We start from the raw sequence: 19484 nt of genomic DNA on the forward strand, positions 1-19484 counted from the left end.
AACCGCTTGCCAGCACAACGTAGTCACCCTCAATCTCCCTACCGCCCCTTGTCCTCACCTTAAACTCTCCCTTCCTACCCGAGATCTCTATCACCTCGTCCTCAAGGAAGTCAACGCCTCCATAAGACTTTATCTGCTCCCTTATCCTGTCCAGAAGCTCCCTGCCCTTTGTTCCCATGGGTATGCCCGGGACGTTGTTAAAGAGAGCCCTGTTCATGTCCGACCTTCCGGTATCAAGAATGAGGTATCTCCTGTTCTCAGCCCACTCCCAGCCCCTTCCCTGGGCGGAGGCTAAGGTGAGGGCACAGGACAGACCGGAGGCACCGCCTCCAACGATTATCACGTCGTACCTCATGGAGAGATATTATAAATCCTCCTCAGCCCTCCTGAGGAGCTCTAAGAACTTCTTCTCAAGCTCCTGAGAGAGCTCGGAACCGTAGGCGGTTCTGTGGTACTCCCTGTATAGCTCAAGGGGGTTCAATGGACCCTCCTCTACGGGGGATAGCTCTCTATCCCTCTCGTCCCTTATCTGCTCTATCTTTATGAGCCTCTCACCCACCTCCTCCCTGAGCTTCTCAATCAGGAGGGGAAGTCCTGTGGTGTCCTCTACCTTAAGGATAAGCTTCAGATAGCCGGGAGTATCCTTTATGCTCTCAAGCTCATTAAGGAGGGTGCTCTGACTCGTCTCAATGACTCTGAGGGGGTTCTTGAGGCTGAGCTCAACCTTTTCAATCTTGGGCTGTCCCTCGCTCAGGTCAACTACGTTGAAGAACTTCCTGTCCCCAGCCTCCGAGAAGTCAAGCTGGTAGAGGGAGCCCGTGTAGTAGGCGTAGGTGGGGGCGTTCTCTATCCTCTGGTATCTGTGGACGTGCCCGAGGGCAACGTAGTCAAAGGTATCACTGAGGCTGGCAGGCTGAACGGCGTAGTGCTGGGTGACTGTAGCCTCCTTCTCGGTCTTCGTGTACTTTGAGCCCGCAACGAAGAGGTGAGCAAGAAGAACCTTGTGCCTGCTTTCCTTTACCTGCTGGGCGAGGAAGGATATGAACCTGCCTACGAGGTCAGCGTAGCTTTTCTTTGCCTCCTCGTCTGCCGATGTTAGGACCCTCTCCGAAGGGTAAGGGAGACAGGCGACCTTGAGCTCCCCGTAGGAGTATAGGAAGTTCTCCCTGCTGGGTCTATCGTAGATGTGGACGTTGGCAAGCCTCGTGAGACCCTTTATGCTCTTCATGAAGTCGTAGCTGTCGTGGTTTCCTGCGATCACAACAACCTCGGTCTTCGCGTCCTTTAGCTTCAGGAAGAAGTCAAAGATGAGCTCCTTGGATTCGTTGTCTGGGTTTGCTTTATCAAAGACGTCTCCTGCTATGAGGACGAGACCTATCCCCTCCTCCCTCACTACGTCCAGGACCTGGGAGAGGGCGTACTCAAGGTCTGGATTCCTGCTGACCTTTCCGAGAGTCTTACCCGCGTGAAGGTCTGATATGTGTATGAACCTCATGATTCTTCAGTATCCTCCTCAGCTTCTTCATAAAGCTCGTCTCTTCACCGTAGTACTCCTCAAGGAAGTGGTACTTTTCCCTGCTTCTCTTATATATCATCTCAACGACCTCGTGGGGGTCGTCGGTGAGGCTAAGAAGGTCTATATCCTCCCTGTCTATAGTTCCAAACCTGACCATAACCTCCTCCATATAGCTCAGCAGGGGCTTCCAGTACTCGCTCCCGAAGAGTATGAGGGGAAACCTGTAGCTCTTGCCGGTCTGTATCAGTGTGAGCGCTTCAAAGAGCTCGTCAAAGGTTCCAAAGCCCCCAGGGAATATTACGTAAGCCAAGGAGTACTTTATGAGCATAACCTTTCTAACGAAGAAATAATCAAACTTCAGTGAAAGGTTCTGGTACTTGTTCGGGTGCTGCTCCCTCGGTATCTCAATGTTGAGCCCTACGGAGAGGGTCCCGCTGTCGTGGGCTCCTCTGTTGGCTGCCTCCATTATTCCGGGTCCCCCACCGGTTATTATCGTGTAGCCAAGCTTACCGAGGTTGAAGGCTGTCTCATAGGCGAGTCTGTAGTACTTGTCCTCTTCCCTGCTCCTTGAACTCCCGAAGAAGGTGACCGCCGGACCCACCTGGGCGAGCTCGTCAAAGCCCTGGACGAACTCGCTCATTATCTTCAGAACCCGCCAGGTGTCCCCCTGTCTTAGCTTAAGCTCCTCAATTATGCGCAGGCTTTCCTTACTCATAGATGTCTTTGAGCATCTCCTGAAGCTTCAGCTCATCTCCCCTAATCAGGTTTGACCTCACTGGGTACTTCCTTATATAGACCCTCTTTTTCTTCTTGCTCTTGACACTCTTCTTGCTCTTGGCAACGTAAGTCTTCTTACTTCCCAAACTGAGAGCTGGTGAGAAGAGTAGGAGAACGGCGAGGAATATGTAAAGGTTTTTCATTCGCTTCCCCCTCAAACGCGCATGGGCATAATTATACATCTGTAGGGGTCCTTCTCGTAGTCGTCGGACTCCAAGAGAGCTGCCGTGTCAGGCGTGGTGAACTTTAGCCATGCCTTCTCCGAGTCAAGGGCATCAAGGGCTTCTATCAGATACCTTCCGTTGAAACCTATCTCAAAGGTCTCTCCCACGTAATCAACGTCCAGCTCCTCCCTGCCCTCACCGAACTCCGGGTCCATGAACTCAAGGACAGCCATGTTGTCCGATAGGGTTATCTTGACCGGGAAGACCCTACCTTCCGACAGCCCTGCGAGCCTCTTCAGTGCTCTCTTGGTCTCATCAACGTCCACCAGCACCTCTGCGGAAAACTCCTTGGGTATGACCGCAAGGTAGTCGGGGTACTCCCCCTCAAGGAGCCTTACTATCAGCTTCCATTCCTCTGTTGTAAAGTAGGCAAAGCTCCCGTCCTCGCTCTTGGCTACCCTGACATCCTCAATTCCAGTCAGGAGCCTCTGAACCACCTTCAGGCTCTTCCTCGGTATAAGCAGCTCGTAGGGGAAGGACCCTTCGGGTTCGTAGAGGGCTAACCTGTGCCCGTCTGAACCAACGAAGTGAACCCTCCCCTCGTGCCCCTTCATGTACATACCCTGAAGGGATATGCGGGTTTCCTCCTTGGCTATAGCGTACTCGGTCTTGCTTATCCCCTTGAGTATGAGATTGCCCGGTATAGCCTCCTCTCCCTCAATCACCTCCGGAAACTCGGGAAAGTCCTCGGGAGATACTGTGGGAAGCTTGAACCTGCTTCTGCCTCCAACTATGACGAGCTTGTCGCCCTCCGTTGACAGATGGATTATGGCTGAGTTCAGGTTTCTAACTATATCCGATAGGCTTCTTGAGCTCACACACACCGAGCCCGGCTCCTGAACATCCGCCTTCAGGCTCAGGATAAGGTAGTTCTCAAGGTCTGTGGCTTTTATGACTACCCTCTCTCCCTCGGCTGTTAGAAGGAAGTTAGTAAGTATGGGAAGGGCTGATTTCTTCTCAGTCGCCTCCCGTGCCTTCTTCAGAGCCTCTTCAAACTCCTCCCTGTCAAGCTCTAACTTCATCCTTTCCCTCCGGCAGAACTGAGTTCTATTTTACCCTACAGCCCCCTTAGCCATCTCAAAACCTTCCTCTGGGCTCGGGGAAAGCCCTCCTGCTGTCAGCAAGAGCCCTGCACTCAGGCAAGCCCAGTTCACGTACTCCTCCGGAGCCCTTCCCTCCAGCACCTCCCTGTTGAGCTCAACCGATTCCTCAAGGACCCTCTCGGTCTCAACCTTCTTAGGTAGCTTTATGCCCAGCCTTAAGGGGTCAATCTTTGAGATCTCACCCTCCGACAGGATGTAAAAGGTGGGTCTGTCGGTGTAAGGCTCTATGCCACCCTCCACGCCCTTTATGAGGGCGTACCTCTCAAGACCAAGCCTGTTACAGATATTTGAAAGCTTCTCAAAGTAAGGCTTGTGGAAGAGGGAGCTAATTAGGTAGCTGCAGCTGAAGGGGTTTAGGAGCTTCTCAACAACATTGAAGAAGGTTCTGAAACCGAGCTCCCTTCTTAGGTGGAGCAGGGCGTAGAGCTCGGGGGCAAACTCCCTCTGATAGGCTACAGAGACAAGGTCTCTGTCTATGAGCTCCAGCCTCTCAAGAACTGACCAGAGGGTTGTGCCCATCTTTGCGGGGACTTCCTCAGCCCAGTGGTAGGTCATCCTCAGCCCGCACCTTCTGGCAAGGACCAAGGCGGATGGCAGTATATAAAGGGTCTTCACCTTTCCGTCGTAGTTCAGGGAGAGGTCAAGATAGGAAGGCTTTGGGGGCAGGGGCTTTAGCCTCTCCCTTAGTGCCCTGATTATCCCCAGCAGCTCCTCCTCACTCTCTCCCTTAATCCTCATCGCTGTCAGAAGGGCTGCGGTCTTGATGTCCGATATATCACTCCCGAGCATGGACTTTGCCAGTAGGTAAGCCTCTTCTTCCGTAAGGTCCTGAAGATTTCCCTGGAGTTTGGTGAGCTTCCTGATGAAGTCCATCCCTCTATTTTAGAACCTCAACCCTTACCCCTGTGTACTTGAGGTCGGGTTCCTTTGATATGGGATCTGTCCTGTCTTCGGTTAGAGTGTTTATGGGCTCTCCGAACTCTTCGGGATAGCCGAAGGGGGAGAACAGGTGCCCTCTCTTCACATTCCCTATGCGGACCACCCTCTCAACCGCAGCCTTACCAGATATCAGCCTGAGAGTGTCCCCCTCCTCAACCCCCAAGGAGTCGGCGTCCTCGGGGTTCATCAGGACGAAGGGGGGTACCTCTCCCTTCAGAAGTTCGGGGGACTTTCCCGTCCTCGTCATCGTGTGCCACTGATTCTTCAGCCTCCCCGTTATCAGGATAAAATCGCCCTCCAGCAGTGGCAGCTCAAAGAAAGCCGGACTAAACCTCGCTTTCCCGGAGGGCGTGCTGAACTTCATATCTCTGTAAAGCCACCTCTCGCCCCACCTCTTGGGAAGACTTTTGTAATCTATATCTGTCATATCGCAGAGCCTTCCCCTCGTGGATTCCTTGAACTCCTCAAATATATCCTCCACCTTCCTGTAGGGGAAGGCTTCCTCAAAGCCCAATCTTCTGGCGAGCTCTGTGAATATCTCCCAGTCGGGCTTCGCCTCTTGGCATGGCTCTCTAAACTTACCGCAGAGGGTCAGGGTCCTGTCCGAACCCGTCATAACACCCTCCTTCTCTCCCAACTGGGCTGCAGGAAGGACTATATCTGCAAGGCTGCAGGTGTCATTCCAGTAAGCGTCCTGAACTACGAGGAACACCTCTTTGAGAGCTTTCCTTACCTTGCCAAGCTTTGGCAGGGAGACCGCCGGGTTAGTTCCGACAACCCACAGGAACTTTATCCTCCCCTCAAGCATCAGCTCTATAGCCTCCGTTATGGTCGGTCCCGGCTCTGGCTTTATCCCTTCGGTCTTCCAGAAGGCTTCAATGAACTCCCTGTCCTCCTTGCTCCTTACGTCCCGGTAGCCCGGCAGTCCGGAGCTCAGGTAGCCGACCTCTCTTCCTCCCATGGCGTTCGGCTGCCCCGTTAGGGAGAAGGGGCACCCCCTTCCGTTGAGGCGCCCCGTTGCGAGATGGAGGTTCAAAAGGGACAGGTTCTTCATAACACCGTTTACCGACTGGTTCAGCCCCTGACACCAGAAGGAGATGAGCTTCCTGCTTTGGTGAAAAGCCTGGGCGACGAGGAGTATATCCTCTTCCTTAACCCCACATATCTTGGAGGCGACGGGCGGAGGGAACTTCTTAGCCTCCTCAAGGGCGCTCTCAAAGCCCTCTGTATGCTCATGGACAAAGTCCCAATCTATCCAGCCCTTTTTGTAGAGAACCCATAGAACGGAGTTGAAGAAGGCTGTATCCGTCCCGGCTCTTATCTGGATGAAGATATCGCTCTTGCGAGCTGTCTCCGTCTCCACGGGGTCAATCGTTATGAGGAGTACCTTCTCCTCCCTTCTCCTCTTGAGGACTCTCTTGAATAGAATGGGGTGGGCAATCGCCGCGTTTGAGCCCACGAACAGGAAGGTATCGGAATCGTCAATGTCCTCGTAAGTGCAGGGGACTCCGTCTGAGCCGAAGGCTATCTTGTAAGCGGAGACGGCACTCGCCATGCAGAGCCTTGAGTTTGAGTCTATGTTGTTGGTCTTCAGGAAGCCCTTTACGAGCTTGTTGATTACGTAAACGTCCTCGGTCAGGAGCTGTCCAGAGATGTAAAAGTAAAGCTCTTCGGGCTTGAGCACCTCTAACTTTTCTGTAAGTACCCTGTAGGCTTCTTCCCAGCTCACCTCAATAAAACCTTTCTCTTTCCTTAAGGCGGGCTTGCCAACTCTGCCGGTCTCAAAGACCTTGGGTAGGTAAAGGGGCTTCTTACACAGGTCCCCTCTGTTGGCTGGATGCTCGTAATCACCCCTAACCCTGCCTCTTTCGTCTATGTAAAGACCACAGCCTACACCGCAGTAGGGACACTGGAAATTACTCATCCCGCGAGCTCCATAACAACCCTTCCGCTCTTCGGGTCAATGCCAGAGAGCTTCTCCTTTTCGTAGTCGTACATCACGTAAGCCCACTCCATCCACCTTGCGTGAAGGAGCTTTACGAGGAGCAGACAGGCAAAGGCTATACTCCCGAAGAGGGCAAAGGCTAAGGAGTAGGTGCCAGTTGCCTCAAAGACCATCCCGTTGACCGTTGGTAGGTAGAACCCTCCTATACCACCGGCGGCGCCTATTATCCCCGTCATGAGACCCGTTTGGTGGGGCCACCTGTGGGGAACGAGCTGGAAGACAGCCCCGTTCCCAAGTCCGTAGAAGGTATAGAGGGTTAGGAACAGGAGCACCCCGAGGAGGAGGGGTGGAATGAAGAGGAAGAAGAGCAGATTGACCAGACCTATACCTCCGAGAAAGTAGAGTAGGGCTGTTGCCCCGCTGACCCTGTCAGCTATGTAGCCACCGAGGGGTCTTATCATCGCTCCAGTAAAGGCAAAGAGGGACATAAGCATGCCCGCCTCAACCTTTGAAATCCCGTAAACATCTCTCATGAGCATCGCTACGTAGGAGGACATACCCATAAAGCCACCGAAGGTAACAGAGTAGGCGAGCATCATCACCCACGTGTCCCTCTCAAGGAAGACCCTCTTGAAGGAGGCTGGCATGAGTAATACGGCAAAGGCGGTACCCAACACAGGTATCAGGAGCTTTCCAGCGTTGCCGCCGACCCCAAGCCACCCCTCAGAGAAACCTATGGCTATGAGGACTAAGAATCCAAGGGTTAGGAAGAAGGAAGTCAGAGGGTAGAGCCCCTTCCCTTCGGTTTTCTTCGTGTTGTCCTTTGCCCAGAGGAGGACAAAGATGAGGGCTATACCCAAAAGAAGGAGTGAAAGGGTGAAAGCCCACTGCCAGCTGAAGGCTTTAGCTAAAGGTGGGAACAGAAGCCCGTCAAGGACAGCCCCTATGTTCCCCGCAGCTGCAAGTCCCAGAACAAGCCCTTGAACCTCCCTTGGGTAGTTACTTCCAGCCATAGGGAGAGCCACAGCGAAGCTCGCCCCTGCAACACCGAGGAGAACGCCCATCCAGAGCAGGTCTCTATAGGAAACCTCAAAGCCCCTAAGGAGCATGTAGATGTGGGGGATTGAGGAGAGGAGGATTCCCATGATGGCTATCCTTTTCCCATCTATGTACTGGAACATGTGCCCGAAGTTGATCCTGAGGATGGCGGCTGCTATCACCGGTACAGCCACCATAAACCCTTTCTGGGCACCGCTCAGACCAAGCTCCTCAGCTATAAAGGGTCCGAGGGCACCGAGCAGCAGCCAGATGCTGAAAGAGTGGTCAAAGTATATAAAGCTTGCGATAAGAGCCTTCCAGTTCCCGCTCTTTATAGCTTCAAAACTCCTGCCGAGCATGTCAGGGCCCCCTTTCCTTGGTCCTTATTGTCCACACCTCGGAGAGGTTGCATACAAACACCTTTCCGTCTCCGTAGGCACCCGTCCTTGCAGAGTCCATTATCGTCTTCACGACCTTCTCCACATCCTTATCCTCAACAGCTATGAGAAGCATGGTCTTTGCGAGCTCATCGTAAGGCGTCTCTCCTACCTGGATGCCTCCCTCCTTACCCCTTCCAAGAACATCCCACATCGTGAGGGCTTTAAAGCCCTTCTTCTCAAGCTCCTTAACAACGTCGTAGACCCTCTCGGGTCTTAAGATCGCCTTTACCATCTTCATGGTGCTATCCTCCTCTTCCTTTATAAGGAAGACCTTTCCGTCTCCGTAGGCTCCGGTGTGAACCCTCTCAATTATCAGTCCTACGAGCTCTTCCCATCCTTTCTCTACGAAGATTGAAAAAGCCACCTTCGGGAGGAAGGGCATCACAACCCTCTTCCTGACTATTCCCTTGTAGCTTAGACCACCTTCCCTTCCTCTTCCTTTAACGAGCCAAGACACGTACTCTATCCCCTCTTTAGCGAGAGCCTTCTTGAGCTCGTTGGACTTCTCCTTCCTGACAACGGCGAAAACCTCAACCATCCTGCCCCCTTATATGCAAGTTGCGTGCCAATAGACACCCTCCCTTCCCTATCCCTTATCCGAAGGGATCTTCGTTTATCACCACCAATGGAGCGACAAATTTGTAGCCACAAAATTGTAGATGAATGAACAAAATTGTAGGGGGATTTTGTCCTCGGTTTTCCCTTTCCCCACGGAGAAGCCAGCTTTCCCTTTTGGCATGCTTATTGCAAGCACAAAGTGGAGGTTGATGGATATGAAGATCGCTGTGGTGGGAAACGGTATAGCTGGTACTGCCCTCGTTGAGGAGGTCCTCCGCCTTTCTGAGGGGAAGGACGTGAGGATACAGGTCTTTGGAGAGGAGAGGTACATCGGCTACAACAGAATACTCATAACCGACGTCCTCGCCGGCAGGAAGATGCTGAGCGAGATATACATCAAGAGGTGGCAGTGGTACGAGGAAAAGGGTGTAAGGCTTGAGGTAGGGAAGAGGGTTGACAGGATCTTTCCTGCAAAGAAGTTCCTCGTAACCGAGAGTGGGGAGATACACAACTACGATAAGGTGGTCATAGCAACGGGAAGCAAGCCCTTCATCCCTCCCACCATAAAGGGAACACGCAAGAAGGGGGTCTTCACCTACAGGACAGCTGAGGACGTCTTCAGGATACTTGACCTGGCGAGGGTTTCCGAGAGAGCGGTGGTCATAGGTGGGGGACTGCTGGGTCTTGAGGTGGCTAAGGCTCTCAGGGACATAGGTCTTAAGGTGTTCCTCGTTCACCTTCTTGATACCCTCATGGAACAACAGCTTGATAAGACAGCCTCTGAGCTCCTCAGGGAGGACCTGGAGAGTATGGGGATAAAGGTCCTCCTGAAGAAGAACACGGAGGAGATACTCGGCGACAGGAAGGCGGAGGGGGTGAGATTTTCCGATGGGGAGGAGCTCCCCGCCGATATAGTCGTGCTCGCAACCGGCATACGTCCCAACACCGAAGTGGGTGAGAAGTCGGGTCTTCTCGTGAGGAGGGGGATAGTTGTGAACGACTACATGGAGACCTCCGCAAGCGACGTCTATGGAGTGGGTGAGTGCGTTGAGCACAGAGGTAAGACCTTTGGTCTCGTCGCCCCCATAATGGAACAGGTAAAGGTCTGCGCCCACAACCTCGTCCACGGAAATGAGAAAAAGTACGAAGGCTCCGTGGATTACGCCATGCTGAAGGTGGCAGGCATAAACCTCTTCTCCGGAGGGGAGTTCAGGGAGAAGGAAGGGGATGAGGTCATATCCTTTCTGGACAACGGGGAGAGGATATACAGGAAGGCGGTCGTAAGGGACGGCAGGCTCGTTGGAACGGTTCTCTACGGTGACATAAGGGGGAACAGCTACCTCCTTGACCTCATAAAGAGAAAAGAGGACATAAGCTCTGAACGTCCCTTCTTCCTCATAAAACACATAGTGCCAACAGGCATTACGGAGGTTCAGGAGCTCAAGGACAGCGATATCGTCTGCAACTGCAACGCGGTTACTAAGGGTGAGATAGTGAAGGCGATACTTGAGGGAGGAGCAAAGAGCCTTGAGGATATCCAGAACATGACGAAGGCTTCAACCTCCTGCGGTAGCTGTTCAGAGCTCGTTGAGCAGATACTCAGGCAGTATGTAAAGGAGAAACCCAAGAGGGTAAACAAGATTGAGGTTATCAAGAAGGAGCTCCATCCCTTTGAGGATGAATTCAGAAGGAGGATGGAGAGGTACTTTGAAGAGGGAGACTGGGAGAAGATACCTGAAGACGACAGGGATGTAAGGCTCAAGTGGTACGGAATCTTTTACAGGAAGGCAACACCCGGCTACTTCATGGTCAGGATAAGGGTTCCCAACGGGAGGCTGACCTACGAACAGGCAAAGGTGGTCTCCCACCTCTCGGAGAAGTTCTGCAGAGGCGAAGTTGAGATAACCTCCCGTCAACAGCTCCAGATAAGGTGGATAGAGCTCTCCAACCTCCCCGAGATATTAAACGCTCTGAGTAGCGTAGGACTCACAACCCTCCAGACAGGTATGGACAACATAAGGAACGTCACGGGAGACCCCTTAACGGGTCTTGCGGAGGACTCCCTTATAGACACCCTCAGGCTTACGAAGGACGTTACCTCCACCTTCTTGGGAAAGAGAGAGTATGCAGACCTGCCGAGGAAGTTCAACGTGGCTATCCTCGGCTCCCAGAGGGACTGCATAAATGCGATGTTCAACGATATATGTCTTTACCTCGCTGAGAAGGAGGGAAAGCTCGGCTTTAACCTCTACCTTGGCGGGAAGATAGGCTCGGGAGGACCCGTGAAGGCGGTTGATATGAACCTCTTCGTGGAACCTTACGAAGTTCCCGACCTCTGCAAGACCATCTTTGACATCTACACCACCTTCGGTGATAGGGAGAACAGGAGCAAGAACAGGCTCTTCTTCCTCTTGCAAGAGTGGGGTGTGGACAGGTTCAGGGAGGAGATAGAGCAGAGGCTCTACAAAGCTATGCCCCAAAAGGGAGAGGATCTCGTGAACAGCAGAGGAGAGAGAGAAGGAATAGTGAACCTCAGGAACGGCACCTTTGCTGTCTGTGCGGTCGTGCCTGCGGGTAAGATAAAGGCGAAGGATCTCAGGAGAGCGGCTGAGCTCTCAAGGAAGTATGGAAGCAGGGAGCTGAGGCTCTCTGTTTATCAAAACCTCTTCATACCCAACGTTCCGGAGGAGAACCTTGACCCTCTCCTTGGCGACGAGTTCTTTGAGAGGTATCCTACCGTCAGCTCTCCCTTCATGACCCACCTGATAGCCTGTGCTGGAAGCGATACCTGCGGCTTTGGCGTTATCCCCAACAAGAGCGATGCGGTTGAGGTGGCTACCCACCTATCAAACAGCCTGAAGCTTGACATGCCCCTTAGGATGCACTGGTCCGCATGTGCCAAGGGCTGTGGACAGCACGGATGCGGTGATATAGGCTTCGTAGGTACGAAGACCAAGGTCGGGGATGAGGCTGTTCTCGCCGTTGATGTCTTTGTGGGAGGCTCAACAGACAAGGAGGGGTACAAGCTCCTCCAGGGTCTTCCCTTGGACAGGGTAAAGGAGTCCTCTCAGCTTCTTGTCTCCTACTACTTGGAGAACAGGGAAGAGGGGGAGAGCTTTGCAGACTTCGCCCAGAGGGTAGGTCCCGATAACCTGAGGGCTGTCTTGATAAATCTACTAAAGGAGGTTGAACATGGGGTACGTTAAGCCTGAAGCTGTTGTTGAGCAGATGATTCAGGCGGGAGCATACAAGGCTGGGCTCTCCGCAAAGCACCTTCTAGTGAGGGGTTTCCTGGCAGGCTCACTGCTGGGCTACGTTGTGACCGTTGCCTTTTCAGCTATTGCTCAGACGGATATGAGGATAGTTGGTTCTCTCGTCTTTCCCCTCGGCTTCGTAATGATAGTGCTTCTCGGACTTGAGCTTGTCACCGGCAACTTCGCCCTAGTTCCTCTGGCTTTATTGGAGAAGAGGACGACCTTCGGTCGTTTGCTCTATAACTGGAGCTGGGTTTACGTGGGACACCTTCTGGGGACAGCCTTCTACGGCTTCCTCTTCTACATAGCTGCTACCAAGATGGGTTCTGTCCCGGAGCCCGTTGTGGGAAAGATGATAGCCAAGGTGGCTGAAGCGAACACCCTCGGCTACGCGAAGCTCGGCTTCCTTGACGGCTGGACCGTCGCCATAGTGAAGGCGATCCTGTGCAACTGGATGGTTACCCTCGGAGCGGTTATGGCTATGACAGCCCAGCACGTTATAGGCAAGATAGCAGCCATGTGGCTTCCCATACTGACCTTCTTCGCCCTCGGCTTTGGGCACGCCGTCGTGAACATGTTCCTGATGCCGACAGGCATGCTCTTCGGGGCTAACATAGGTCTCTATGAGTGGTGGTTCTGGAACCAGATACCCGTTACCTTAGGGAACATAGTTGGAGGGCTGACCTTCACAGGACTTGCCCTCTACGTCACCCACGGGAAGAGGGAGAAGGAGGTAGAGCCCTCCGTTGTGGAGGAGGTTGCCTGATGGGGAAGGTTTACATAGTCGGTGCTGGTCCCGGTGACCCGGAGCTCCTCACCCTGAGGGCTCACAGGCTCCTGAGTGAGGCGGACGTAATCCTCTACGATGCCTTGGTTGGCAGGGAGGTCCTGAACATAGCTAAGCCCGACTGCCTAAAGGTTTACGTTGGGAAGAGGGACGGAAGGCACTCAATATCTCAGGAGGAGATAAACGAACTCCTCTACAGGTTCTCAAAGGTTTACGATAGTGTGGTCAGGCTGAAGGGAGGTGACCCCTTCATATTCGGAAGGGGAGGGGAGGAGCTCCTCTATCTGGGGAACAGAGGTGTTGAAGTTGAGGTGGTTCCGGGGCTTTCTTCTGCCCTCGCAGCCCCCACCTCAGCCAACATACCCCTTACCCACAGAGGCGTTTCTTCCTCAGTCGCCATAGTGAACGGTCACCCGAACAGGGAGATAGACTGGTCCTCCTTCAGAGGTATTGATACCCTCGTAGTTCTCATGGGGGTAAAGAACAGGCAGAAGATAGCCCTTCAGCTCTTGAACTCTGGTAGGGACCCCTATGAGCCCGTCGCCTTTGTGGAGAAGGCTACCACCCCGGAGGAGAGGGTTATCTTTACAAACCTACTGGAACTCTCAAAGGAGCCTCCTCAGGTGAACACTCCCGCCGTTATGATAGTCGGTTCTGTGGTCAGGATAGGGGAGGAGCTGAGGTCCCTTCTGGGCGCTAACCTATCAGCCTGAGCTCGTCTCCCACCCTTACCATGCTCCCTTCAAGAACTGAGGTGTTCAGGCACAGCCTGTAGTAGGTGTCCGAAAAAGCCTCCCTCGGGGACCAGCTCGGCATAGTCTCCTTCCTCTTCTCCACGAAGGTCTTTACAAAGCTATTCGTCACCTCTCCGCTGAAGGGGTCTCTCGTGGGGACTGGGCACCTCTTTGATATCCCTTTTCCTTCCATAACTACCTCCCCTACTGCAAACCTCTTCCCCAAGAGCTGATCCTCCCAGAAGGGTGGGACACCCTCAATCTCCAAGTTGGTCCTGAAGCGCCTTCTTGCGTTCTCCTCCTCAAGACCGAACCAGCTCGCTACCTCTCTTAGGGTTGCTCTGCTCACCAATGTAGGTCCGTGGGCTCTTCTATCATCGGGAAAGCCTCCCTCGTCCCTCCTGAGATGAACCCTGTAGCCGAAGATCTCCGAGAAGAAATCCTCCATAGCCCTCGTCTCCTCAATGGTGAACTCGTGGGTCTTCCCCCTGTAAAGGAGGCTCACGACGCCTGTGGAGAGGTCAATACTGCTCCTTATCTCGTGAATCCTCTTCTCCCTCTTACCGCTTACGGGGTTCCCCTCCTCATCAAAGAGGGCAAGCTCCCTGTCGTGCTCCAGAGAGCCTGTGGGTGTGAGCCTCGCCTCCTCCACCTCAACGGGGTCAAGCCCCTTTATCGGATAGAGAAGAATCTTTGATAGATAGGCTCTTTCTTTCATCGGGGTAACTTTACACCGTACTTCTTTATCCTGTAGCTGACCTGTCTTGGGGTCATCCCGAGCCTCTTGGCAGCCTCTTTTATAACAAAACCGCTCTCCCTGAGAGCTTCCTCTATCAGCCTCCTCTCCATGTCCCATATTGACGTTCCGTTGGACACACCCTTTAACTCCCTCTGAACAGGTATATCTCTCCTAAGCTCCTTGGGGAGTTCCTCCTCTGTGAGCACTCCGTCCGTGTCAAGGATCACCATCCTCTCAACCACATTCTGGAGCTCCCTTACGTTTCCGGGCCAGCTGTAGGACATGAAGGCGTCCATGACCTCGGGGGACACCTTGACCTCCTTCCCGTACTCCTTTCCGAACACTGAGAGGAAGTGTTTTACGAGGGCTGGTATGTCCTCCTTCCTCTCCCTCAGGGGTGGTATGAATATGGGGAAGACGCTGAGCCTGTAGTAGAGATCCTCCCTGAAGCTCCCCTCCTTTATCATCTCCTCCAAGTTCCTGTTGGTAGCCGCAACTATCCTGACATCAACCTTTATGGGCTTGCTTCCCCCAAGCCTCTCCACCTCCTTCTCCTGAAGAACCCTCAGGAGCTTCACCTGAAGGTGGGGAGGGAGGTCCCCTATCTCGTCAAGGAAGAGAGTCCCACCGCTGGCAAGCTCAAACTTTCCCTTCTTGGTCCCGTAAGCCCCAGTGAAGGCTCCCTTTTCGTAGCCAAAGAGCTCCGCCTCTAAGAGGTTTTCGGGTATGGCTGCGCAGTTTACAGCTACGAAGGGTTTGTCAGCCCTCGGGCTCAAGAAATGGATAGCTCTTGCAAAGACCTCCTTTCCGACCCCGCTCTCCCCCCTCAGCAAGACTGTAGCGTTTGTCGGGGCAACCCTGTGAACGAGGCTGAGGACATCCTGTATCTGCCTGCTCCTGCCGACTATCCCCTCCACCTTCAGCTCCCCGTAAACCCTCTTTATCTCCATCTCAAGAGCCTTCTTCTCGCTCTCCAGGTCCTCCCTCTCCTCATGAACCTTTCTCTCAAGGGAGAAGCTGTTGGCTATAAGGGTGGCGACCATGTTCAAGAAGCGGGTGAGCTCATCAAGGGACTCCTTTCCCGAAACTTCCCTGTCCGCGCTGAGAACTCCCACCACCTTACCTCCGCTCTTTATGGGCACCGCTATGAAGGCTATCTTCTTTCCCCTAAGGTTCTTCCTCTTCCAGAGCTTGTTGAGGAATTCCGGCTCCTCGGATATGTCCGGCACGACCATGGGTATACCGTACTTCCAGACCTTTCCCGTTATACCCTCCCCTCTCTTGAAGCCGTCCCCCCGAAGGCTCCCCGAGGAGGTTGCCCTGACAACTATCTGGTCTGTAGAGGGGTCGTAGAGGGTGAGGGTGAGCCTGTCAAAGCCCATGAGCTTCTTCAGAAGCCTGAGTATGTAAGGCACTGTTGCCTCTATGTTCAGGGATGAGGAGAGTGCCTTGCTGACCTCGTAGAGGGTCTCAAGCTCAAGCTTCGTATTCATACAAGGGAAAATATAATACTCAGGAGAAAAGATGAACAGGGTGGTGGCTTTTCTGCTCTTTCTGATAGCCCTTTCTTGGGGACTTACAGCCGGTGAGAGGGAGAGGCTCGTAGAGGAGGCAAAGAGGAAGGGAGAGGTCCTGCTCAACTTCCAGAACACGGATGTCAAGGAACTTGCTCTGTTTATGGGTGAGCTCGTTGGAAAGAACGTGGTCGTTGACCCTGCTGTCAGGGGAAAGGTAACCCTTGTCTTTACTAAGCCTTTGAAGATAAAGGAGGCTTGGGATGTATTCACCTCAGCTCTCTTCATGCAGGGCTTTGGTGTCGTGGAGACCGATAAGACGGTCAAGGTTCTACCTTTGAACGAAGCTATCACGGTTGCTCAGCTCAGGAAAAAGCCCGCCAAAGGGGAACTTGCCTTACTTGTGTTTAACCTGAGGCACACCGATGCCCAGACTGCGATGAACTCCGTAAGACCCTTCCTTTCTCCCTTTGCGAGGGTCTCCGTTCACTCTCCCTCCAACTCTCTGATAGTGGCGGACGTGGGGGAGAACATAAAGAAGGCTCGCGACATCCTCACCCGCATAGACAAGCCGGAGGTTGAGGGTGAGGTCAGGGTTTACAGGCTGAGATACCTCTCGGTCAAGGATGGTCAGAGGATAGTGTCCTCCCTCAACACCGCCTTCACCAAGAGGTTCGGCTCACCCATAGTTGTCTCGGCGAGCACGGAAGCCAACGCCCTCGTGGTCTTTGCTCCCCGGGACGTTCAGGCTACCATAGGTGCGATATTTAAGGAGATAGACACAGAGAGCGTTGCTTCAGAGAAGAGGAGCTTTTACATAATACCCCTGAGCTTTGTCTCTGCCGAGGAGCTCTCGGAAACCCTCCAGAGCCTCTTGGGAGGAAAGGGAAGGCTCAGAACCCAACCACCGCATAGGGCAAGGCCCAAGCCAGCTCCCCCACCTACGGGAGTCAGGGGGAAAGGGAAACCTCCTAAGCCTAAACCTGTGCAGCAGGGGAGCATTCCTTTCATAACAACGGGTGAGGGTATGAAGATAGGCTTTGACAGGGGAACTAACTCCGTAATAGCCTACGCAACTAGGAGCGAGTATGAGGGGCTGAAGAGGCTGATAGCGAAGCTTGACATAAGGCGGAAGCAGGTTCTGATAGCGGCGACGGTGGTTGAGGCTTCAACGAGGAGCCTCCTTGACATCGGGGTAAGGTGGCAGGTTCTGGGCAAGAGAGGAGGAGCTTCTTTTGGGGGAAGCTCTCTTACCGACATATACAGCTCCTTCCTCTCGGGGAACTTCCTCATGGGTGTTTTCTCCGACGTTGGGAAGACGATAAGTGTAGGAGGGGTTGACCTCTTCTTCCCCGACCTCGTTCTCCTCTTCTCCCTCCTTGAAACCGGCTCGGGCTTCAACATAGTCTCCAACCCCAAGGTGCTCACCTTGGACAACCAGCCAGCGGTGATAAAGGTGGGTCAGGTGGTCCCCTACGCCGAAGGCGTCAAGTTTGATATTAACGGACAGCCGATAATAACCTACGACTACAAGGAGGTCGGTCTTGAGCTTGATGTAACGCCCCGCATATCGGGAGAGAACTTGCGCCTCACCATAAGCCTGACCCTTGAGGAGATAATTGACTTCGTGACCAATCAGATAGGTACAACCAGCTACACGGTTCCGGTAACCTCCAACAGGGAGGTTAACTCCGACGTCGTGATTGAAAACGGTCAGACGGTTATACTCGGTGGACTCGTTAGCACCAAGACCCTGAAGACCATAGAGGGCGTCCCCGGTCTGTGGAAGATTCCCCTTCTTGGGAGGCTCTTCAGGAGGGACACAAGGCAGGAGGACAAGACCACCCTCTTTATATTCATAACGCCCTACATCGTATCAACACCTGAGGAGCTCAGCAGGATAACGGAGGAGCACAGGAAGATGTCCGAGAAGCTGAAGGAGATGGTTCAGGAACGCAAGAAGGAAGAAGAGGAAAAGCGGGAGAATGAAGAGGAAGAAGATTATCTATAGCACCTTCCTGGTTCTAATCCTTCTCTACCTTACCTTCCTCTTTTTGCTCTACTCCCTCCCAAAGGCGGTTATCCTTGACGGTTTGCTGTCCCGCTTTGGTCTCAGCCTCTTTGCCCGGAGGGTTGAGGAAAGGACCTTCGGTGTTCTCTTTGAGGGGGCAACCCTCTATCGTGGAGGGGAGAGGCTCGCCCAGATGGAGAGGCTCCGCCTCAGCATCACGCCCTTGGGGATAGGTCTTTCCGGCAGGTGCGGTGGAGGGAGCCTCGCCTTGAGGCTCGGCTGGAGAAGGGAGCTTGAGCTCTATCTCAAGGATGCAACCTGTATCTCGGGCTTTAAATCCCTTGAGGGGGAGGTTAGGCTATCAGAAAGGGGTGTGTGGGGAAGACTTAAGGCTGAAGGTGTTGAGCTCAGAGGTTTAGCCCTTGACTCCGCCGACTTTGATTTTGAGGGGGAGAGCTTCAAGGGAAGGCTCCTTTACGGAGGTATGGAGCTCAGGGGCGGAGGAAGGCTTAGGCTGGACCTCAAAGACCCCGAGAAGACCCACGTTGATGCGAGCTTCAAGGGTAGCCTCGGGACGGTCCAACTGAGGGGAAGGCTGAGCAGTATTTCTGTTCAGATGAGGTAGTTTCGTATATATTTAATACGTTCGCTATGTGTGGGATTGCCGGAGTCTTCAACAACCCTAACGCTGCCCAGTACGCCTTCCTGCAGATATACTCCCTTCAGCACAGGGGACAAGAGAGTGTGGGTATAAGCTCCTGGGACGGTGAGAGGGTGAGAACGGTGAAGAGGGCGGGCAGGGTTCTTGAGTCTATAAACAAGGAGGACCTTAGCCAGCTCTCGGGTAGTGTTGCAATAGCTCACGTGAGATACTCAACCGCAGGAGATTCTGGAGCTATCAACGCCCAGCCCATAGTCAGAGAGACACCCCTCGGGGAGGTGGCTGTAGTTCACAACGGGAACATAATCAACTACGTGAACCTTAGGGCTGAGCTTGAGGAGAGGGGGATAGATTTCAAATACAGCTCCGATACGGAGCTGTTCTTAGCCTTGCTTGAGAGCGGTGAGGAGAGTGTGCCCGAAGGGGTGAGCATCCACCCAAGAGATGAGGGCTTCCTTCCAAGGATACTCTACGCTCTCGGAAGACTCAAGGGGGCTTACAGCTTCCTCATGATGTTTGGGGGGAGGCTCATAGCCGGCAGGGACCCTTACGGCTTCAGACCTCTCAGCATAGGGAGGAAGGGGAAGACTATACTCTTTGCCTCGGAGAGCTGTGCCTTTGACATCCTTGAGGCTGAGCTCTGGAGAGAGGTTGCCCCCGGTGAGGTGGTGGTTGTTGATGAGGCTGGGATTAGGAGTTACTACCCCTTCAAAAGCTCAAGGAGAGCTATGTGCATATTTGAGTTCGTTTACTTCTCAAGACCAGACAGCTTCATCTTTGGGGAGTGGGTTTACAACGTGAGAAAGGAACTCGGCAGACAGCTCGCAAGAGAGGACGATGTTGAGGCTGACGTTGTAATTCCCGTTCCAGACTCCGGTGTCGTTCCCGCCCTCGGCTATGCGGAGGAGAGGGGGCTTCCCTTTGAGATGGGTCTGATAAGGAATCACTACGTAGGAAGGAGCTTCATAGAGCCTACCCAGGAGCTCAGGAATCTGAGGGTCCTTATGAAGCTGAGTCCAAACAGGGCTGTCCTTGAAGGTAAGAGGGTGATAGTCATTGACGACTCCCTCGTCAGGGGGACTACCTCAAAGAGGATTGTGAACATGCTCAGACGTGCGGGAGTTAGGGAGATACACATGAGGATAGCCTCACCGCCCGTCGTGGGACCCTGTTACTACGGCATAGACACGCCTACAAGGGAGGAGCTCATTGCCAATCAGATGGACCTGGAGGAGATAGGGAGG

General features: G+C 53.5%; 17 protein-coding genes. 6 read left to right on the forward strand and 11 right to left on the reverse strand.

The window, feature by feature from the left end; translation table 11 throughout:
• The 9 genes from AC1HCM_RS08165 to AC1HCM_RS08205 form a co-directional block, all read right to left on the reverse strand.
• Positions 1 to 355, reverse strand: a 355-nt coding sequence (locus AC1HCM_RS08165; RefSeq protein WP_479461274.1) for an NAD(P)/FAD-dependent oxidoreductase, incomplete at its 3' end; no start/stop codon positions are given.
• A gap of 9 nt (positions 356 to 364) precedes the next feature.
• Positions 365 to 1495, reverse strand: coding sequence for a metallophosphoesterase family protein (locus tag AC1HCM_RS08170; protein ID WP_479461275.1), 1131 nt, complete (start codon positions 1493 to 1495; stop codon positions 365 to 367).
• Positions 1458 to 2231, reverse strand: a complete 774-nt coding sequence (locus AC1HCM_RS08175) for an LOG family protein (protein WP_479461276.1) — start codon at positions 2229 to 2231, stop codon at positions 1458 to 1460. Before AC1HCM_RS08175 ends, AC1HCM_RS08170 begins: the two co-directional genes overlap by 38 nt.
• Positions 2224 to 2436: a hypothetical protein gene (locus AC1HCM_RS08180; protein WP_479461277.1), complete on the reverse strand. Its 213-nt coding sequence runs from the start codon at positions 2434 to 2436 to the stop codon at positions 2224 to 2226. The genes AC1HCM_RS08175 and AC1HCM_RS08180 overlap by 8 nt, the downstream gene beginning before the upstream one ends.
• 11 nt (positions 2437 to 2447) lie before the next feature.
• On the reverse strand, positions 2448 to 3539 hold the full coding sequence (dnaN, locus tag AC1HCM_RS08185) for a DNA polymerase III subunit beta (RefSeq protein WP_479461278.1): 1092 nt from the start codon (positions 3537 to 3539) through the stop codon (positions 2448 to 2450).
• A 30-nt stretch (positions 3540 to 3569) separates the two neighbouring features.
• The gene (locus AC1HCM_RS08190) at positions 3570 to 4493 is read right to left on the reverse strand and encodes an anthranilate phosphoribosyltransferase (RefSeq protein WP_479461279.1); all 924 of its coding nucleotides are present in this window, start codon (positions 4491 to 4493) and stop codon (positions 3570 to 3572) included.
• A 4-nt stretch (positions 4494 to 4497) separates the two neighbouring features.
• Positions 4498 to 6483 (reverse strand): molybdopterin oxidoreductase family protein, encoded by a 1986-nt coding sequence (locus AC1HCM_RS08195; protein ID WP_479461280.1) that lies wholly within the window; start codon positions 6481 to 6483, stop codon positions 4498 to 4500.
• The gene (locus AC1HCM_RS08200; protein WP_479461281.1) at positions 6480 to 7901 is read right to left on the reverse strand and encodes an MFS transporter; all 1422 of its coding nucleotides are present in this window, start codon (positions 7899 to 7901) and stop codon (positions 6480 to 6482) included. Before AC1HCM_RS08200 ends, AC1HCM_RS08195 begins: the two co-directional genes overlap by 4 nt.
• Before the next feature lies 1 nt (position 7902).
• Positions 7903 to 8520: a P-II family nitrogen regulator gene (locus AC1HCM_RS08205; protein ID WP_479461282.1), complete on the reverse strand. Its 618-nt coding sequence runs from the start codon at positions 8518 to 8520 to the stop codon at positions 7903 to 7905.
• A gap of 235 nt (positions 8521 to 8755) precedes the next feature.
• Here AC1HCM_RS08205 and AC1HCM_RS08210 point away from each other — a divergent pair, with 235 nt between their 5' ends.
• Genes AC1HCM_RS08210 through cobA form a run of 3 tightly spaced genes read left to right on the forward strand, consistent with a single transcriptional unit; the run spans position 8756 to position 13294 of the window.
• Positions 8756 to 11746 carry an FAD-dependent oxidoreductase gene (locus AC1HCM_RS08210; protein ID WP_479461283.1) on the forward strand — a complete coding sequence of 997 codons (2991 nt, stop codon included), beginning with the start codon at positions 8756 to 8758 and terminating at the stop codon, positions 11744 to 11746.
• Positions 11733 to 12560, forward strand: a complete 828-nt coding sequence (locus AC1HCM_RS08215; RefSeq protein WP_479461284.1) for a formate/nitrite transporter family protein — start codon at positions 11733 to 11735, stop codon at positions 12558 to 12560. The genes AC1HCM_RS08210 and AC1HCM_RS08215 overlap by 14 nt, the downstream gene beginning before the upstream one ends.
• A complete protein-coding gene (cobA, locus tag AC1HCM_RS08220) occupies positions 12560 to 13294 on the forward strand; it encodes a uroporphyrinogen-III C-methyltransferase (protein ID WP_479461285.1) in 735 nt (244 codons plus the stop codon). Before AC1HCM_RS08215 ends, cobA begins: the two co-directional genes overlap by 1 nt.
• On the opposite strand, the gene AC1HCM_RS08225 is transcribed toward cobA, so the two are convergent.
• Positions 13278 to 14033: an MOSC domain-containing protein gene (locus AC1HCM_RS08225; protein WP_479461286.1), complete on the reverse strand. Its 756-nt coding sequence runs from the start codon at positions 14031 to 14033 to the stop codon at positions 13278 to 13280. The two genes, cobA and AC1HCM_RS08225, sit on opposite strands and share 17 nt — an antisense overlap.
• A complete protein-coding gene (locus AC1HCM_RS08230) occupies positions 14030 to 15547 on the reverse strand; it encodes a sigma 54-interacting transcriptional regulator (RefSeq protein WP_479461287.1) in 1518 nt (505 codons plus the stop codon). Before AC1HCM_RS08230 ends, AC1HCM_RS08225 begins: the two co-directional genes overlap by 4 nt.
• A gap of 31 nt (positions 15548 to 15578) precedes the next feature.
• On the opposite strand from AC1HCM_RS08230, the gene gspD reads away from it, so the two are divergent.
• The 3 genes from gspD to purF form a co-directional block, all read left to right on the forward strand.
• Positions 15579 to 17579 carry a type II secretion system secretin GspD gene (gene gspD, locus AC1HCM_RS08235; RefSeq protein ID WP_479461288.1) on the forward strand — a complete coding sequence of 667 codons (2001 nt, stop codon included), beginning with the start codon at positions 15579 to 15581 and terminating at the stop codon, positions 17577 to 17579.
• The gene (locus AC1HCM_RS08240) at positions 17554 to 18204 is read left to right on the forward strand and encodes a hypothetical protein (RefSeq protein ID WP_479461289.1); all 651 of its coding nucleotides are present in this window, start codon (positions 17554 to 17556) and stop codon (positions 18202 to 18204) included. The genes gspD and AC1HCM_RS08240 overlap by 26 nt, the downstream gene beginning before the upstream one ends.
• Positions 18205 to 18230: 26 nt before the next feature.
• The coding region (purF, locus tag AC1HCM_RS08245) for an amidophosphoribosyltransferase (RefSeq protein ID WP_479461290.1) at positions 18231 to 19484 on the forward strand (1254 nt) is incomplete at its 3' end.

The organism is Hydrogenivirga sp., assembly GCF_056450045.1.

Excerpts from the sequence above, each read along its gene's own strand:
- AC1HCM_RS08170 (WP_479461275.1), bottom strand. The coding sequence starts at position 1,495 with ATGAGGTTCATACACATATCAGACCTTCACGCGGGTAAGACTCTCGGA.
- AC1HCM_RS08175 (WP_479461276.1), bottom strand. The coding sequence starts at position 2,231 with ATGAGTAAGGAAAGCCTGCGCATAATTGAGGAGCTTAAGCTAAGACAG.
- AC1HCM_RS08180 (WP_479461277.1), bottom strand. The coding sequence starts at position 2,436 with ATGAAAAACCTTTACATATTCCTCGCCGTTCTCCTACTCTTCTCACCA.
- dnaN (WP_479461278.1), bottom strand. The coding sequence starts at position 3,539 with ATGAAGTTAGAGCTTGACAGGGAGGAGTTTGAAGAGGCTCTGAAGAAG.
- AC1HCM_RS08190 (WP_479461279.1), bottom strand. The coding sequence starts at position 4,493 with ATGGACTTCATCAGGAAGCTCACCAAACTCCAGGGAAATCTTCAGGAC.
- AC1HCM_RS08195 (WP_479461280.1), bottom strand. The coding sequence starts at position 6,483 with ATGAGTAATTTCCAGTGTCCCTACTGCGGTGTAGGCTGTGGTCTTTAC.
- AC1HCM_RS08200 (WP_479461281.1), bottom strand. The coding sequence starts at position 7,901 with ATGCTCGGCAGGAGTTTTGAAGCTATAAAGAGCGGGAACTGGAAGGCT.
- AC1HCM_RS08205 (WP_479461282.1), bottom strand. The coding sequence starts at position 8,520 with ATGGTTGAGGTTTTCGCCGTTGTCAGGAAGGAGAAGTCCAACGAGCTC.
- AC1HCM_RS08210 (WP_479461283.1), top strand. The coding sequence starts at position 8,756 with ATGAAGATCGCTGTGGTGGGAAACGGTATAGCTGGTACTGCCCTCGTT.
- AC1HCM_RS08215 (WP_479461284.1), top strand. The coding sequence starts at position 11,733 with ATGGGGTACGTTAAGCCTGAAGCTGTTGTTGAGCAGATGATTCAGGCG.
- cobA (WP_479461285.1), top strand. The coding sequence starts at position 12,560 with ATGGGGAAGGTTTACATAGTCGGTGCTGGTCCCGGTGACCCGGAGCTC.
- AC1HCM_RS08225 (WP_479461286.1), bottom strand. The coding sequence starts at position 14,033 with ATGAAAGAAAGAGCCTATCTATCAAAGATTCTTCTCTATCCGATAAAG.
- AC1HCM_RS08230 (WP_479461287.1), bottom strand. The coding sequence starts at position 15,547 with ATGAATACGAAGCTTGAGCTTGAGACCCTCTACGAGGTCAGCAAGGCA.
- gspD (WP_479461288.1), top strand. The coding sequence starts at position 15,579 with ATGAACAGGGTGGTGGCTTTTCTGCTCTTTCTGATAGCCCTTTCTTGG.
- AC1HCM_RS08240 (WP_479461289.1), top strand. The coding sequence starts at position 17,554 with ATGAAGAGGAAGAAGATTATCTATAGCACCTTCCTGGTTCTAATCCTT.